This window comes from Kitasatospora sp. NPDC001547 (assembly GCF_042894165.1).
Lineage (GTDB): Bacteria > Actinomycetota > Actinomycetes > Streptomycetales > Streptomycetaceae > Kitasatospora.
Window position 1 is genome coordinate 300,908 of sequence record NZ_JBIAVL010000004.1, and the last position, 15,203, is coordinate 316,110.

A 15,203-nucleotide genomic window follows, 5' to 3' on the forward strand; every position below is an offset into this window, starting at 1 on the left:
GCCCAATCGGTCCGAAGCGATGGCCCCATGGTTTCCGAACGCGCTGACGTCGCACTGATCCGCAGCTGATGGGGCGAAAGCCCTGGTCCGAGCCTCAGGGCCGGCCGTCGGCCGCGCCCGGGGCGCGCCCGACCTTCCCGGTGAGCAGCCCCTGGAAGAGGTTCAGTCTGTGGATGTTGGCGGCGCCCTCGAGGAACTCCATCGCCCGGGCGTCGCGGGCGAGTTTGTCCAGCACCGGGTGCGCCAGCCGGGCGCCGGGCCCGAAGAACCCGCAGGCCGCCAGCGTCACGTCCTCCGCGAGCCGGGCGGCGCGCAGCTTGGCGGCCGAGGCGAGGTGCCCGTCGGCCGGCCGGGCGTCGACCGCCGCGGCGGCCCGCAGCACCAGGTGGCGGACGGCGTCGATCCGGCGGCCGAGCGCGTCCAGCCGCTCCCGCTCGGCGGTGCGCAGCGGGCCGCGGTGCTCGGCCACGTAGTCGTGGGCCGCGCGGGCGATGCCCACCGCGATCGCCGCGACGCCGGGGCGCAGCAGGTTGAAGGTCTGGACGAAGGCCCACACCCCGCGCCGGCTGGCCGGGAGGTGGCGGCCGAGGAACCGCTCCTCGGGGACGGCCACCGAGTCCAGCCGGATCGAGCTGATCCGGGCGCCGCGCAGCCCCAGCATGTCCAGCGGTTCGGCGTGGAACCCGGGGGTCGCGGTGTCGACCAGCACGGCGGTGATGCCGAGCGGCCCGGGCCGGGTGCGGGCGAAGACCACCGCGAGCCGGGCCCGCGAGGCGTTGCCGACGTAGCGCTTCTCGCCGTTCAGCAGCGCCCCGCCCGGGGCGGGGGTCAGCGCGGTGGTCAGGGCCGTCGCGTCCGAGCCGCGGTCCGGTTCGGTCAGCGCGAAGCAGGTCCACAGCGGTTCGCTCAGCATCCGGCCGTAGAACCACTGCTTCTGCCGCTCGTCGGCGCACAGGCCGACCGCGACGCCGGCCAGGAACGGCCCCGGCGAGGCGACCATCGAGCCGACGTCGGCGCGGGCGAGCTCCTCCATGACGACCGCGCGCTCCAGCGCCGAGTCGCCGCAGTGGCGGTGCCCGTCGATCTTCTCCGGCTCGTTCCCGTACTCGGCCGGGATGCCCATCGTCGCGAGGTAGCGGACGGCCGGGAGGTCCAGGTGGTGCCGGATGGCCTCCGGGTCGCGGTCGATCTCCAGCGCGAGCGGGCGCAGGTCGGCGCCCCACTCGCGGGCCCGGGCGCGCAGCGCGGCCAGGTGCCCGTCCGGCCCGGTCACCGCGGCTCCTCCCCGGTCACGAAGACCTCCGCCACCAGCTCCGACAGGTAGCAGGGCATCCCGGGGCCGTCCCGCAGGTAGCCGCTGGCGCCCAGCAGCCGGACCTGCTCGCGGTCGGCCGCGGTGATCCGGGCGTGCAGGTCCGCCAGCACCGCGGCGGACAGGTCGCCGGGGCCGGCGCCGGACAGCACCGCCTCGACCTCCAGGTGGTCGGCCACCGCCTCGGCGACGGTGCCCTTCACCAGCTGCTGCTGCAGCAGGTAGGTGTCGCCGCTGCGGCGCCGGCCGAGGTAGTCCAGGCACGCCGAGCGCAGCGACTCCGACAGTCCGAGCCGCACCCAGGCCAGGCCCAGGACGAAGGCGGAGCCGGCGTCCCGTTCGGCCGCGCTGCGCCCGGCCGGCTGCGGGGCGGTCGTGACGGCGGCGGCGACCACCTCGCCGCCGGGCAGCGGGGTGCGCGACAGCACGGCCTCGTCGCCGGGGCGGCGCGGCCGGGTGGTGCCGTCGACCCAGAGCCAGTCGGCCGCGGCGAAGGTCCCGGCGTCGGCGACGGTGTGCCCGCCGGGCCCGCAGGGCAGCAGGCCGGGCGTCAGGGAGGAGCCGAGCAGCCGCAGCGCCGGGGCGAGTCCCTGGTGCCGGGCGGCGTCCCGGCAGCGGGTCCACAGGCCCGCGTCCTGCCGCGTCACGGTGGTCATCGACCGCCCCGTTCGATCAGGCAGACGGCGAGGTCGCCGGTGTCGGGCTCGTGGTCGACGACGACGATCCGCTGCTCCCGGCCGGCCGACCAGGCGGGGTCGGCGGCGAGGGCGGTGAGCGCGCCGGAGGCCGGGTGGCCCGGCGGGGTGCGCACGATCCGGCCGGGGTGGCCCGGCAGGTCGCGCGCGGGGTCGACGGCGGCGCCGGCGACCACCGGGCAGCCGGTGGCGTCCAGGTCGGCCAGGGCGGTGCGGACGGCCGCCGCCACGTCGTCCGGGCCGGTGGCGGTGCGCTGCCACAGGGTGAGCCGGCCGAGGGAGCCGGTGTCGGTCAGCAGCAGCGCGAGGCCCGCGTCGCCGGCGAGTTCCCGTCCGCTCCGGTACGGGAAGGTGGCCTGGTCGAGTACGAACAGCGCGACCCGGCGGTGGCCGTGCCGCCGGGCGTAGGCGGCGGCCAGCCGCAGCGCGGCGAAGGGGGCGTTGGAGCCGCACTCGGAGACGGTGAAGGACAGCGGGCCGCCGGGGACGAGCTCGGACAGGGCGGTGACCGCGGCGAGCCGGCAGTCCAGGTCCGGGGTGGCGTGGGCGACCACCGCCAGGTCGATCGGCGCGCTCCGGGCGTCGTGCGGGGCCGAGGGGTCCGACGGGGCTGGCGGGGCTGACGGCCCGAGCCCGGCGAGCAGCTCCCCGGCCATCGCGGCGAAGGTGTTCCCGGCCGCGTCCTGGACCAGGTCCGGCCGGTGGTCGACGCCGTAGGCCGCCGTCAGGTCGGCGAAGTGGCGCCGGGAGAAGGCGTCGTCGATCCGTGCCGGGCCCGGCGGGAACCTCCGGTGGGTGATCGCGGCGAGCCCGAGCGGGAAGACGGCGGGCGCCTCCCAGGGGCCCTTCGTCGGTGCGGTCCGGACCGGCATCCTCAGCCGTCCAGTTCCGTGGCCACGAAGTCGGCCAGCGAGCGCACGCTCGCGAAGTGGGCCATCTCCAGGGAGTCGGTGTCGAACTCGACGTCCAGTGACTCCTCCAGCCGCATCAGCAGCTCGAAGACGCCGGTCGAGTCGAGGCCGAGCTCGTCGAAGAGCCGGGACTCCTCGGTGAGTTCGGGCAGGTCGTAGTCGAGCACCTCGCCGAGGGCGGCGGAGATCTCGGTGACGATCCGCGCGCGGTCCGTGCCGGTCGCTCCGGTCATGGTCAGCACTCCTTCCGGTGGGTGGGCGGGGGGTTCTCGGGCGCGGATTCTCAGGCGCGCCGGAGGAGTTCGGGGGCGATCGGGCGCTGGTGGCGCAGCAGGTCCTCGGGCCGGTCGGGTTCGCGGACCAGGTGCGCCTCGCCGTCGAGCACCAGGACCTCGGCCGGGTAGCCGTGGCTGAGGAAGTGCACGGGGGAGGCGGTCGGTCCGTACGCGCCGGAGCGCAGCACTCCGAGCAGGTCGCCCGGGCGCACCGGCGGCAGCTCGGCCTTCTTGGCCAGCGTGTCGTTGGGCGTGCAGAGCGGGCCGGTGACGTTCCAGACCTCGGTGGCGGGCTCGTCGATCCGGTTGAGCAGCCGCATCGGGAAGTTGCGCTTGACGAAGGAGCCGATGCCGACCGCCGCCATGTGGTGGTGGGTGCCGCCGTCGGCGACCGCGAAGCGCTCGCCCAGCGACTCCTTCACGTACCGGATCCGGGTGACGTACGTGCCGGCCAGCGCGGTGAGGTAGCGGCCGAGTTCCATCACCAGCCGGGTGCCGGGGTGGCGTTCGGCGAACCCGGCGACCAGCGGGTTGATCCCGGCGGCGAGCTTCGGCAGGTCGAGGTCCCGCTCGCCGTCGAAGTAGGCGACGCCGAGCCCGCCGCCGACGTCCACCAGCTCGAGCGGGAAGTCCAGGGCGGCGGAGAGGCGTTCGGCGAGCGCGAAGATCCGCTCGGTGTTCTCGACGACGGTGTCCTCGACCAGGATGCGGGTGCCCATGTAGACCTGCACGCCCATCACCCGCACCGCCGGGTGGCGTGCCACCAGCCCCGGATCGGCGAGCAGTTGGGCCTCGTCCATGCCGAACTGGCGGGCCTTGCCGCCCATGGTGAGGCCGGAGCCCTTGACCGAGAAGCTCGGGTTGACCCGCAGCGCCACCGGGGCCACCACCCCGCGCTCGCGGGCGAGTTCGTCGATCAGCGCCAGTTCCTGGAAGGACTCGCAGACGATCGCCGCGATCCGCTCGTCCAGGCAGGCGGCCAGCTCCTCCCGGCTCTTGCCGGGCCCCAGGAAGATGATGTCCGGGCCGGTCACCCCGGCCCGCCGGGCGGTGCGCAGCTCGGTGAGCGAGGAGACCTCGGCGCGGGCGCCGTGGGCGTGGAGCAGGGCGCAGACGGCCAGGTTGGGGTTGGACTTGAGCGAGAAGAACACCTGCAGGCGCGGGTCCAGCTGTTCGCGCAGTTCGCGCATCCGCCCGGTCAGGGCGTCCCCGTCGTAGAGGAAGAGCGGGGTGCCGTACCGCTCGGCGATCTCGGTGACGGGTGTGCCCTGGATCTCGAAGACTCCGCTCACGGCCGGTCTCCCCTCTCCCGTCCGTCGAGGCGGACGGCGATCTGCGCGTCGATGGTGGTCAGTTCCTCCGCCGAGTCGGCGACGACGATCCCGTACAGCCGGCCGTCGACGGGGGCGTCGGCGCCGGTGAACGCCGCGTTGACGGTGGCGAAGTTGTTCACCAGCAGGCCCCGGCCGCCGGCCGGGTCGAGCAGCAGGCCGTCGAGCAGCCGGCGCAGTTCGTCGAAGGCCAGGGGTTCGGTCAGCCGCAGCGGGTAGTGGCGGGCGACGGCGACCTGTCCCGGCTTGACGAACCGTTCCTGCAGACGGACCTGGTAGGTGGACATGTTGTTGCGGGCGTTGATCTCCACGACCGGGTAGAGCCCGCCGTCCGGGTCCACCATGGCGTCCACGCCCACCACGCCGTGGAAGCCGTCGGCGGCCAGCCGCTTGCCGAGCCGGTCCGCGGCGGTGCGCAGCTCGTCGACCTGGGCGGCGGTGAGCCGGGCCGGCATCCGGTGGCCCTTGTGGACGCCGTCCTCGGTCAGCTGCTCCTTGACGAAGTCGAACGCCACCGAGCCGTCCAGGCCCACGGTGAACTGGTAGTTGAGGTCGGCGGCCTTGTCGACCCACTCCTCGACGACCATGGCGATCCGCTCCCGGCCGGAGCCCTCGACCTGCTTGGCGACCAACCCGAGGATGCGCTCGCCCCGGCGCCGGCTGGTCAGCCGGGCGATGCCCTTGCCGGAGACGCCGAACGCCTCCTTCACGACGGCCCGGCCGTCGCCGAGTTCGGCGTCCACTGCCGCGAAGGCGGCGGCGAGTTCGGCGAGCGTCTCGCAGGCCCAGCCCCTCGGCTGGCGCAGGCCCAGCTCGTCGGCGATCCGGCGGCTGTACACCTTGCTGTTGACGGCCTTGCAGGTGGCCGCGTCCGGCCCGGCGAGCGGCAGCCCGGTGGCCGCGGCGAGGCGCTCCTCCGGTTCGGACACGCCGTGGACGGCGATCCGGCAGTCCTCGGCGGCCAGGCCCGCCAGCGCGGCGAGCAGCGCCGGGTCGGCCAGGGCGTCCTCGGTGACGGTGCGCTGCGGGTCCTGGACGGCCGGGACGTGGACGCGCGGCAGCTCCAGGCCGAGGCCGGCCAGGTACCCGAGGTAGTCCCGGTCCGGGTGGGTCTTGAGCACCACGTGGTCGCGGCCGCCGGCCAGCAGCAGGGCGAACTCGTCCATCCGGTTGACCACGGCGCTGGAGGCGGCGGCGGACAGCCGGGGCAGGGTGTGCTCGCCCAGCGCCCACTGCTGCTCCACCTCGAAGTTGCCCAGGAAGAGGAAGCGGGCGTCCGGCGATCCGGTCAGGGCGAGCGACAGCCGGCCGGCGAAGTCCTGGGCCGGGGGCCCCGGGTGGGCGGCCATCAGTGCCTCACGACCATGGCGGCGAAGGACTGGCCGAGCCCGGCGGAGGTCATCAGGTAGGTGTCCCCGGGCCGTAGCAGGCCGAGTTCGAGCGCCGACTGGTAGTTGATGAACGGGTCGGCGCAGAAGCAGTGGCCGGTCCGGGCGATGTTCTCCAGGAAGATCCGGTCCCGGTGGATGCCGAGCGCGTTGGCGGCGACCGTCCAGGAGACCCGGTTGACGTTGTGCGGCAGCACCAGGTCGAGGTCGCCGACGGCCAGCCCGGCCGCGGCCAGGGCGCCGTCGATGACCTCGGCCATCGCGTCCTGGTAGATCCGCTTGGCCTCGCGGGCGCCCTCGGCGTCGAGGTCGATGACGCCGTCCTCGCGGCCGTGGATCCGGGCGTGGTAGCCGAGCACCCGGTTGCGGTCGCCGCCGGCCCCCACCAGCAGGGCGGTGACGCCCTCGCCCATGATCGACACGTCCTCGACCCACTGGGAGAACGGGGTGAGCGTCTTGTCGCCGGCCAGGACCAGCGCGAGCGCGTCCGGGTCCCCGTCCTCGGCCAGCAGGGTGCCGGCCGCGTCCACCGCGAGCAGGCCGGTCGCGCACCCGTGGTCGGCCACCGAGAACACCTTCGCCCGGCGCAGCCCGAGCGACTCGCAGACCGTCCGCAGCGGGCTGACCGGGTACGGTGCGGTGGTGCGCAGCCCCTTGGCGCGCACCACGTACCGGATCCGGTCCTCCTGCCCGGCGAGGGCGTCCAGCTTGCCCGCCGCGGTGGTCAGCAGCTCCGCCTCGGACTGGTCGGGCGCCTGGCAGATCCGGTCCAGGCCGTACAGCCTGGTGAACCGGCGCACCTGCTGGTCGGTCAGCCCCAGCGGCTCCCGCAGCTGTTCGACCGAGACCGTCGGTGGCAGGTAGCTCGATACCGCTTCTATCGACGTCATGCGACGGGGCCTCCTCGCGACAAGGATCGGAGCCCCACCAGAGTCGCCGGGAACGCTGACAGGCTGCTGACGCCCGGCTGATCGCCGGACGGCAGGCAGCCGGTGGTCGCGTCAGGCCTGCTTGACCGAGATGCGTCCGTTGCTGGTGCTCAGGGTGAGCTGGTACTGGCCGGACGGGTCGTCGGAGACCCCGATGTCCTTGTGGCCGTTGCCGGTCTTCGCGGAGACCTTGTACTTGGCGGCCGGCACGACCAGGGTGATGGCGCCGTTGGAGGTCGACGCGGAGACGTCTTGCGGCTTGGTCGAGGTGATGTTGATCGCGCCGTTGTGGGTCTCGGCCCGGATCCGGTCGCCGTTCAGCCCGCGCCCGCTGATGGCGCCGTTGGTGGTCTTCACCTCCGTGCTGCCGTTCACCCCGTCCAGGTTGACCCCGCCGGAGTGGGTGGAGACCTGCACGCTGCCGACCTGCGTGAGGCTGACCGAGCCGGAGGAGGTCTGGCCGGTGACCGGCAGCCCGGCGGGGACCTCGACGGTGTAGGTGACCGAGCAGTACTGGCCGCAGCCGCCGAGCACCAGGACGCCGTTCTCGACCCGGCTCGTCGCGCCCGGCTTGTCGTTCTTGTAGCTGACCGACCGGTGCACGGAGATCTTGTCGAGGCCCTCCTTGCCGCGCAGGGTGACCCCGCCGGAGGTGGTGTCGAGCTTCACCGCGGTGATCCTGTCGCCCACCGTGGCGTCGTCGTCGAAGGTGTTGTCGGGAGCTAAGCCGCAGGCGCTCAGACCGCCCACGGCGGCCGCGAGGACGACGAAGGACGCGAGACGGCCGGACTGCTGGCGCATGTCATTCCCCAGATCTGGAAGGCGTTGCCGGAAAAGGCCCCGTCGCGGGGCGTACCCCACGACGCTAGCGCGCCGGAAAACCGGCGGACCATGGGGCTAACCCCCCTGTCCCGATGGGGAGTTCCCCCAAACGGCGGACGTCAGGCGAATGTCAGTTCCAGGTCAGCGCACCCGTCCAGAGTCGAGCCATGACAGCGCTGACGGCACGGGCCCCCGAGCGGACCCTGGGCGTACTGGGCGGCATGGGCCCGGCGGCGACCGCGGAGTTCCTGCGGCTGCTCGCCGCCGACGCGCCGGCCGCCCGGGACCAGCAGCACCCCCGGCTGCTGCTGCTGTCCGAGCCGGGCATCCCGGACCGCACCGCCGCGATCCTCGGCGGCGACGAGGAGCCGGCCCGGCGGGTGCGGGAGTGCCTGCGCACGCTGGTCGGCTGGGGCGCGGACCTGCTGGCGGTGCCCTGCAACACGGCGCACGTCTTCCTGGACGGCTTCGCCGCCACCTCGCCCGTGCCGGTGGTCGACATCGTCGACGCCACCCTGGACGAGGCCGTCCGGCTGAGCCCGGACGGCGGCTGGCTCACGGCGACCACCGGGACCGTGCTCAGCGGCCTCTACCAGCGGCGGGCCGCGGCCCGCGGCTACCGGCTGCTGCTGCCGGACGACAGGACGCAGCAGGCCGTCCACGGGGCCGCCGAACGGGTGAAGGCCGGACGGGTCGAGGAGGCCGGCGCCGCCTTCCGGGACGCCGTCGGAGGGCTGTGGCGGCGCCGGCGGCTGCCGGTGGTGGCCGCCTGCACCGAGCTGCCGCTCGCCTACCGCAGCGCGGGCCTGCCGGCGGAGCTGATGGTCTCCAGCCTGGCCGCGCTCTCCCGCGCGTGCATCGCCGAACTCTACCGGAGCGTGCCGGTCCGTACCTGAAGCTTGTCGCGACGGAGAACGGCCCCGGCGCAGCAGCGCCGGGGCCGTTCTCCGTCGGGCGTTCCGTTCCGGTTCGTGCCGTTCGCGGGCCGGTCAGCCGCAGCCGCCGGCGTGGCCGTCGTCGACGGAGCGGGCGCCGAGTCCGACCGCGGGCGCGGCCGGCGGCGGCAGCGCCCCGGCGGGCACCGCCCGGGCCCGCAGGTGGGCGACGAAGTCCGGCAGCCGGTCCAGGCCCCAGAAGCGGCTGAAGCCCTGGACGAAGAACGGCACGCCGAACACCCCGTCGTCGCAGATGTCCTTGAGCAGCCGAGCCCCCTGCCGGCGCAGCTCGGGATCGTCGCTCGCCCCCGCCGCCGCCACCGGGTCGAGGCCCAGTCCGGCCGCGATCCCGGCGACGACCGTACGGTCGCAGATGTCCCGCCCCTCCTCCCAGCGGGCCCGGTAGGCGGCCGCCACGAACTGCGGGCCGCGACCCCCGCGCACGGCCAGCAGGTAGGCCAGGTGGGGCACCTCCCACACCGGGTCGCGGTCCACCGGCCAGCGGAACTCCACCCCCCGCGCGGCGGTGAGCCGCCGCACGTCCTGGAGGACGTACAGGTGCTTGGCGCGGGACATCGCGGTGTACGGGAACGTGCCGCCGAGCTCGGCCAGCAGCCGCTCGCTGGTGGGGTCGGGCTCGAAGAACGGCCGCCACTCCACCGCGTCGGCCACGTCCGGGTGCCGCTCCAGCAGCTCCCGGTAGGCGAGCCAGGAGTACGGGCTGCGCAGCGAGAAGTAGAACCGCGGCGCCCTGCCGGAGCCGCTCACAGCACCAGCCCGCCGTCGACCCCGAAGACCTGCCCGGTGATGTACGAGGCGCGGTCCGACAGCAGGAAGGCCACCAGGTCGGCGACCTCCTCGGGGCGGCCGAAGCGGCCCAGCGGGATCCGGGCGGCGAGGCCGCCGCCGACGTCCCCGGCCAGGCCGGAGGTCATGTCGGTCTCGATGAAGCCGGGCGCCACGGCGTTGACCCGGATGCCGCGCGGGGCGACCTCCTTGGCCAGCGCCTTGGAGAACCCGATGATCCCGGCCTTGGACGCCGAGTAGTTGGTCTGGGTGGCGTTGCCGTACACGCCGGCCACCGAGGACATCGTCACCAGCGCACCGGCGCGGCGCTTCATCATGGCGAACACCGCCGCCCGGCAGACGTGGTAGGTGCCGTCCAGGTTGACCCGCATGACGTCCTGCCAGGCCTGCTCGGTGAGCAGCACCAGCGGGTTGTCCCGGACGATGCCGGCCGAGGAGACCACCGCGTGGAGCGGGCCCAGCTCGTGCTCGGCCGCCCGGACGAAGGCCTCGGCCTCCGCGCGGTCGGCCACGTCGACCCGGCGGGCCAGCACCCGGGCGCCGGCCGCCTCGGCCTCCTTGGCGGTCTCCGCCGCGGCCTCCTCCCGGGACTGGTAGCAGAACGCCACGTCGTAGCCGTCGGCGGCGAGCCGCGCCACCACGCTGCGCCCGATGCCCCGGGACCCGCCGGTCACCAGGGCGACCCGTCGTGCGGACATCACGGCCTCCCGCCGGTCGTGGTTCCAGGGGCCCGGAGCACCTCGGCCGGGCGCAGCGCCAGGGTCAACTGGCCGACCTCCAGCACCGGCCGGCCGTCCACGGTGCTGCGGCCGGAGGTGATGAAGGTGTCGCCGAGGTCGCGGACCATGGTGACCTCGTGCACCATGACCGAGCCGGGGCGGACCGGGCCGAGCACCCGGACGTCCCGGGTCCTGGCCAGCAGCACGACCTGCCCGGTCAGCACGTCGGCGTTCGGCTTCTCCCAGCAGGCGAGCAGCACCGCGCACTGCGCCCAGGACTCCAGCATCTGGCCCAGCGGGTAGTCGTACTCCTCGTTGGGGGCGTCGTCGGGCACGTCCTGGTAGGCGGGCTCGGCGAGGGTGACCGCCTTGTACGCGACCAGCCGGCGGCCCGGTTCGATCTCGGCGATCCGGTCGACCAGCAGCGCGGGGTGGCGGTGCGGGACGACCGACTTGATGGCGGCGGTGTCCTTCACAGGACCTCCCGGGGGTAGAACAGGGCGATCTCGGCGGCGGGGCGGTCGTCGGCGGAGACCTGGGCGGAAACCCGGACGCCGTCGTGGTCGCGCTGGATCCGGGCGTCGACGGCGACCTCCTCGCCGGGCCGCACCGGGCTCAGGAACCGGGCCCGGGTGAGTTCGGCCCGGCCGGGGCAGGGCACGGCGGCCGCGGCCGCCAGCTCGTGGACGTACTGCACCAGGCCGAAGCCGGGGACCACCGGCAGGCCGGGGTAGTGCCCGCGCAGGAACGGTTCGTCCGCGCTCAGCACGACGGTGCCCCGGACGTGCCGGGCCACCGGCTCGCCGGCCGTGCCGCCGGGCTCGGGGCGGCCTTCCGGCTCCACCACGGTCAACGCTCTGAGCATCATGGTCTGTCCCTCCTCTGTCACGTGGACGGCCCCCACCGGGACGGCCGCCGGGTTCAGCCGCCCAGGAGCGCGCAGCCGACCGTGCCGTCCCGGTCGACGCAGGTCACCAGCGCCAGCCCGGCCGTGGGCAGCCGGCCCTCGTCGGCCGCGGCCAGCACCGCCGCCAGCTGGAGGCCGGTCGCGGCCGCCGAGGCGTCGCCGAGCAGCGGCCGGCACCGGATCCACTCCGGGTCCGCGCCGGCCGGCAGGGCCGCGCGGACCGCCGCCTCCTCGCCGGGGGCCCCGAGCGGGGCCGCCAGGCGTACGTCCCGGCCGTCCGCACCGGCCTCGGCGAGCACCGCGCGCACGCACTCGGTCAGCGCCGCGGCGGCCTGTCCGGGCCGGTGGTAGGCGCGGAAGCGGGTGCCGAGCAGCCGCGCCAGCACCGGGCGGCCGGCCGCCCGGGCCTGGTCGGCGGACTCCAGCAGCCAGGCCACGCCGCCCTCGCCGAGCGGGGTCCGGGCGTCCTCGTCCGCGCTGTGCCACTCCAGCCAGGCGCGCTGGACCGAGTACTCCTCGGCGGCGCCGCACAGCACCCGGTCGCAGTGCCCGCCGCGGAACAGCCGGGCGGCGTAGCCGAGGGCGAGCAGACCGGCCGACCAGCCGCCCGCGATGGTGCTGTTGGGGCCCTTGATGCCGTGCCAGATCGCGCACTGGCCGGCGGCCCGGTTCATCACGGTGTTGGGGAACCTGGCCGGGTCGACCAGGTAGGGGCGGTCGCCGGTCAGCGAGTCCCTGGTGAAGTCCATGATGCTCTGCACGCTGCCCGAGCCGGTGCCCAGCACCAGGGCGACCCGCTCGGGGCGCTCCAGCAGGCCGGGCCCGCAGCCGTCGAGCAGCGTGCCGAACGTGTGCACGGCGAGCGCGGTGACCCGGTCCATGGTCCTGGTGCCCTTGCGGCCCAGGGCGCCGGCGGCGCTGAAGTCCGGTACCAGGGCGGCCTGTTCGTACGGGCCCGGGTAGGCGGTGCGGTCCAGGGCGGTGACGGCGCCGGCGCCCGACCGCAGCCCGGCGCCGAAGGCCCGCGCGCCGACCCCGAACGGGGAGACCGCCGACCAGGCGGAGAACACCGGCTCGCGCACTGCGGGCGCGCCGTCGGCCGGCCGGGCCCGGGCCGGACTGTCGGTGGCCGTCATACCCGGCCCCGGCCCAGGGCCCTGCCCGCCTTGCCGGTCAGGGCGTCGGTCAGCCGGTCGTCGAAGTCGACCAGGCTCCAGTCGCGGCGGTTCTCGATCACCGCCCAGCCGTGGGTGATCCGGCCGGTGGCGGTCGGCACCAGGACGCCGTCGCGCAGCACGTAGGCGTCCATCCGGGCGGTGTAGGTCAGCCGCTTGAAGACGCTCTCGACGGTGTAGACGGTGTAGAGGGTCTCCTCCATCAGCGCCTCGTCCAGGAGGGTGATCCGGGAGTGCGGGACGACCGGGATCCAGTCCTGCTCGTCCAGCAGGGTCTTGATGGAGACGCCGCGGTCGGCCAGGAAGAGGTCGACGACCTCCTCCATCTGCCGCAGGTAGCCGGACATCTGGACCCGCTCGGTGAAGTGGCAGTAGAAGTACGGCATCCGCCACGCCCAGCCGAAGGCGTTGCGCCCCGCGGTCAGCTGTTCGAGCGGGTCGGCGCCGGGCTCCAGCGGGACGGGCGCGCCGCCCGCGCCCAGCCGGTCGACGGTCAGGGCGGCGAGCTCGGCGGGCGGCTCGGCGACGGCGTGGCCGCGCGGGTCGGACCGCAGGTGGAGGGTGACCTTGGCGGCGACGGCCTTCACGGTCTCGCCGGAGCGCTCCACGGTCAGCTCCACGCCCAGGCGCAGTCCGTCGTCCTGGGCGGGCAGCCGGCGCACGGTGGCCGTCACGACGTCGTCGATGTGCAGCGCGGTGAGGATCTTGGTGTCGAGGTCGGTGAGGTCCACGCCCAGGCCGTACCGCTCGAACAGCTCCCCGGGCGGGAACCCGTGTTGCCGGGCGTGGTCGTAGACGGCCTCCTCGACCAGGTAGTTGACGTGCTTGAACCCGATCCAGGTGCAGATGTTCGAGCCCTCGTAGCGCGGGCGGAGCTCGACCCGGGTGGTCGGGTCGGCGGCCGGGGCACTGCTGGTCATGGCGACTCCAGGGATGAGAGGGTGGTGGCGTCGGCGGGCGGCGCCCCGGCCACGGCGGTGCGCAGGAAGTCGCACACCAGCCGGGCGACCAGGTCGGGCCGCTCGACCATCGGGAAGTGCCGGCAGCCCGGCAGGGGTTCGTACCGCGCCCGGGGCACCCGGGCGGCGAGCGCCCGGCCGTCCTCGGGCCGGGCGGCGGTGTCCTGCTGCCCGGAGAGCACGAGCAGCGGCGAGCGGACCGCGCCGAGGTCGAGCGTGGGGGAGCGCAGGTAGGCCTCGAAGAACCGCATCCAGCCGTACGGCCCGACCTGGTCGCGCAGTTGGCGCGCCATCCAGTCGCGGTGGGAGCGGGCGAAGCGCGCGGTCTCGCCGACCTCCAGCGCCTCCTCGAAGACGCGGTGGAAGTCGTTCAGGTAGTACGAGATCACCGACCAGTCGAAGTCCTTGGGGCTGGGCCGGTAGAACGGGCTGATCAGGACGGTGGGCCGGGGTGCGGTCCGGCCGGCCGCGGTCGCCTCGACGACCAGGTTCGCCGCGTACGAGTGGGCCACGACGGCGTCGAACCGCTCGTCCAGCAGTTCGACCAGGAAGCGGCCCGGATCGGGCCGGGCGCCCCAGCCGTCGCCCTCGGACTGGGCGCGCCACGGCAGTTCGACGTCCCACAGCTCGAATCCGGCCCCGGCCCGCCGCACCAGCGGGCTCCACACCGAGGGCTTGCCGCCCAGGCCGTGCAGCAGCAGCACCCGGATCGGGTCGGGGTCCTCGGCGGCCCTGCGCAGCCGGGGGATCGGCGCGCTCATGCGTCCGGCTGCCCCGGGTCCGCCCGCCCCGCCTGCGGGTCGTCCCGGTACGCGCCGAGGATGAGCACCGCGTTGTTGCCGGCGAAGGCCAGCGCGTTGTTCTGCACGATGCGCACCTCGGCGGTGCGGGCCCGGTTGGGGACGGGGTCGAGGCCGCACTCCGGGTCGGTCCGGCGGTGGTTGATCGTCGGCGGGATGAAGCCCTCCTTGATCGCCAGGGCGCAGGCGGCGGAGGCGAGGGCGCTGGCCGCGCCCATGGTGTGGCCGAGCATCGACTTGATGGAGACGGTCGGCGGCGGGGTGGCGAACACCTGCCGGATCGCGCCGGCCTCCGTCACGTCGTTGGCCTTGGTGCCGGTGCCGTGGGCGGAGATGAAGTCGATGTCCTCCGGCTTCACCCCGGCGTTGCGGTGGGCCAGTTCGATGCAGGCGGCCAGGCTGTCCTGGTCCGGGGCGACCGGGTGGTGGGCGTCGCAGTTCAGCCCGTACCCGAGCACCTCGGCGTAGATGTCCGCGCCGCGGGCGAGCGCCGACTCCAGGCTCTCCATCAGCAGGACGCCGGCGCCCTCGCCGGTGAGGATGCCCTTGCGGCCGACGTCGAAGGGCTGGCTCACCTCCGGGGCGATGGTGCCGAGCCGGTAGAAGCCGGTGAAGGTCTTGCGGCAGACCGCGTCGGCGCCGCCGGACAGGGCCACGTCCGCCTCGCCCGATCGGATGGCGTCGAAGCCGGAGCCGATGGCGTAGTTGCCCGCGGCGCAGGCGGTGGCGATGGTGACGGCCTCCACGTCGACCAGTTCCAGCTCGCGCACCACGCTGCTGGACAGCAGGCCGGCCGAGGAGCGGCGGGCCACCACCGCGGGCAGGTCCTCGGGCCCCTGGTGGAGCTGGCGTTCGGTCAGGGCGTCGAGGTCGCGGGACTCGCCGTCGGTGGTGCCGACCGAGACCAGGACCCGCCGGGCGCGCAGCTCCTCCAGGGCGAGCCCCGCGTCGGCCACCGCCATCCTCGCCGCCGCGACGGAGAACTGGCTGGCCCGGCCCAGTTCTTCGGGATCGCCGTGCTCGATCCACTGGGCCGGGTCGAAGTCGTCGATCTCGCAGCCGTTCGCGTGCGCGTAGCCCGTCGTGTCGAAGGACGTGATCGGTTTGACGCCGCTGCGGCCGCTGCGGAGTCCGCCGAGGAACTCGGCCGCCCCGGTGCCGATGCTGGTGACCGCTCCCAGCCCGGTGATGACGACCCGGCGCGGTGGCCGGTGCCCGCTGCTCGCCATTGCTGACTC

General features: G+C 74.6%; 17 protein-coding genes. 1 reads left to right on the top strand and 16 read right to left on the bottom strand.

Translation table 11 applies throughout. The annotated features are described in order from the left end of the window. Positions 1-94 precede the first annotated feature (94 nt). The 8 genes from ACFY0X_RS09550 to ACFY0X_RS09585 all read right to left on the bottom strand — a co-directional run bounded on the left by ACFY0X_RS09550 (position 95) and on the right by ACFY0X_RS09585 (position 7,642). Positions 95-1,273, bottom strand: coding sequence for an acyl-CoA dehydrogenase family protein (locus tag ACFY0X_RS09550; protein WP_387751217.1), 1,179 nt, complete (start codon positions 1,271-1,273; stop codon positions 95-97). Further along, entirely contained in the window at positions 1,270-1,968 is a 699-nt protein-coding gene (locus tag ACFY0X_RS09555; RefSeq protein WP_387751220.1) for a hypothetical protein, read from the bottom strand. The genes ACFY0X_RS09550 and ACFY0X_RS09555 overlap by 4 nt, the downstream gene beginning before the upstream one ends. After that, positions 1,965-2,879: a hypothetical protein gene (locus ACFY0X_RS09560; RefSeq protein ID WP_387751223.1), complete on the bottom strand. Its 915-nt coding sequence runs from the start codon at positions 2,877-2,879 to the stop codon at positions 1,965-1,967. The genes ACFY0X_RS09555 and ACFY0X_RS09560 overlap by 4 nt, the downstream gene beginning before the upstream one ends. A gap of 2 nt (positions 2,880-2,881) precedes the next feature. Beyond that, on the bottom strand, positions 2,882-3,151 hold the full coding sequence (locus tag ACFY0X_RS09565; RefSeq protein ID WP_387751226.1) for an acyl carrier protein: 270 nt from the start codon (positions 3,149-3,151) through the stop codon (positions 2,882-2,884). A 50-nt stretch (positions 3,152-3,201) separates the two neighbouring features. Next, positions 3,202-4,485, bottom strand: coding sequence for a type III PLP-dependent enzyme (locus tag ACFY0X_RS09570; RefSeq protein WP_387751229.1), 1,284 nt, complete (start codon positions 4,483-4,485; stop codon positions 3,202-3,204). Next, positions 4,482-5,873: an ATP-grasp domain-containing protein gene (locus ACFY0X_RS09575; protein WP_387751231.1), complete on the bottom strand. Its 1,392-nt coding sequence runs from the start codon at positions 5,871-5,873 to the stop codon at positions 4,482-4,484. The genes ACFY0X_RS09570 and ACFY0X_RS09575 overlap by 4 nt, the downstream gene beginning before the upstream one ends. Beyond that, entirely contained in the window at positions 5,873-6,802 is a 930-nt protein-coding gene (locus ACFY0X_RS09580; protein ID WP_387751233.1) for a 3-oxoacyl-[acyl-carrier-protein] synthase III C-terminal domain-containing protein, read from the bottom strand. Before ACFY0X_RS09580 ends, ACFY0X_RS09575 begins: the two co-directional genes overlap by 1 nt. 111 nt (positions 6,803-6,913) lie before the next feature. Then, entirely contained in the window at positions 6,914-7,642 is a 729-nt protein-coding gene (locus tag ACFY0X_RS09585) for a DUF4097 domain-containing protein (protein WP_387751236.1), read from the bottom strand. Positions 7,643-7,830: 188 nt separating this feature from the next. Here ACFY0X_RS09585 and ACFY0X_RS09590 point away from each other — a divergent pair, with 188 nt between their 5' ends. Beyond that, entirely contained in the window at positions 7,831-8,559 is a 729-nt protein-coding gene (locus ACFY0X_RS09590; RefSeq protein ID WP_387751239.1) for an aspartate/glutamate racemase family protein, read from the top strand. Between the two features lie 93 nt (positions 8,560-8,652). Here the strand turns inward: ACFY0X_RS09590 and ACFY0X_RS09595 are convergent, their stop codons facing one another. The 8 genes from ACFY0X_RS09595 to ACFY0X_RS09630 are packed head-to-tail and all read right to left on the bottom strand — an operon-like array spanning position 8,653 to position 15,194. Then, positions 8,653-9,366, bottom strand: a complete 714-nt coding sequence (locus ACFY0X_RS09595) for a 2-hydroxychromene-2-carboxylate isomerase (RefSeq protein WP_387751242.1) — start codon at positions 9,364-9,366, stop codon at positions 8,653-8,655. Beyond that, entirely contained in the window at positions 9,363-10,103 is a 741-nt protein-coding gene (gene fabG / locus ACFY0X_RS09600) for a 3-oxoacyl-[acyl-carrier-protein] reductase (RefSeq protein ID WP_387751245.1), read from the bottom strand. Before fabG ends, ACFY0X_RS09595 begins: the two co-directional genes overlap by 4 nt. Further along, the gene (locus ACFY0X_RS09605; protein ID WP_387751247.1) at positions 10,103-10,600 is read right to left on the bottom strand and encodes a 3-hydroxyacyl-ACP dehydratase FabZ family protein; all 498 of its coding nucleotides are present in this window, start codon (positions 10,598-10,600) and stop codon (positions 10,103-10,105) included. Before ACFY0X_RS09605 ends, fabG begins: the two co-directional genes overlap by 1 nt. Next, complete coding sequence (locus tag ACFY0X_RS09610; protein ID WP_387751250.1) at positions 10,597-10,992, bottom strand: hypothetical protein; 396 nt, start codon at positions 10,990-10,992, stop codon at positions 10,597-10,599. The genes ACFY0X_RS09605 and ACFY0X_RS09610 overlap by 4 nt, the downstream gene beginning before the upstream one ends. A 53-nt stretch (positions 10,993-11,045) precedes the next feature. Continuing rightward, a complete protein-coding gene (locus tag ACFY0X_RS09615; RefSeq protein ID WP_387751252.1) occupies positions 11,046-12,167 on the bottom strand; it encodes a beta-ketoacyl synthase N-terminal-like domain-containing protein in 1,122 nt (373 codons plus the stop codon). Continuing rightward, the gene (locus ACFY0X_RS09620; protein ID WP_387751255.1) at positions 12,164-13,126 is read right to left on the bottom strand and encodes a hypothetical protein; all 963 of its coding nucleotides are present in this window, start codon (positions 13,124-13,126) and stop codon (positions 12,164-12,166) included. Before ACFY0X_RS09620 ends, ACFY0X_RS09615 begins: the two co-directional genes overlap by 4 nt. Continuing rightward, complete coding sequence (locus tag ACFY0X_RS09625) at positions 13,123-13,926, bottom strand: alpha/beta fold hydrolase (protein WP_387751258.1); 804 nt, start codon at positions 13,924-13,926, stop codon at positions 13,123-13,125. Before ACFY0X_RS09625 ends, ACFY0X_RS09620 begins: the two co-directional genes overlap by 4 nt. Next, positions 13,923-15,194 carry a beta-ketoacyl-[acyl-carrier-protein] synthase family protein gene (locus tag ACFY0X_RS09630; RefSeq protein ID WP_387751261.1) on the bottom strand — a complete coding sequence of 424 codons (1,272 nt, stop codon included), beginning with the start codon at positions 15,192-15,194 and terminating at the stop codon, positions 13,923-13,925. Before ACFY0X_RS09630 ends, ACFY0X_RS09625 begins: the two co-directional genes overlap by 4 nt. Between the last annotated feature and the right edge of the window lie 9 nt (positions 15,195-15,203).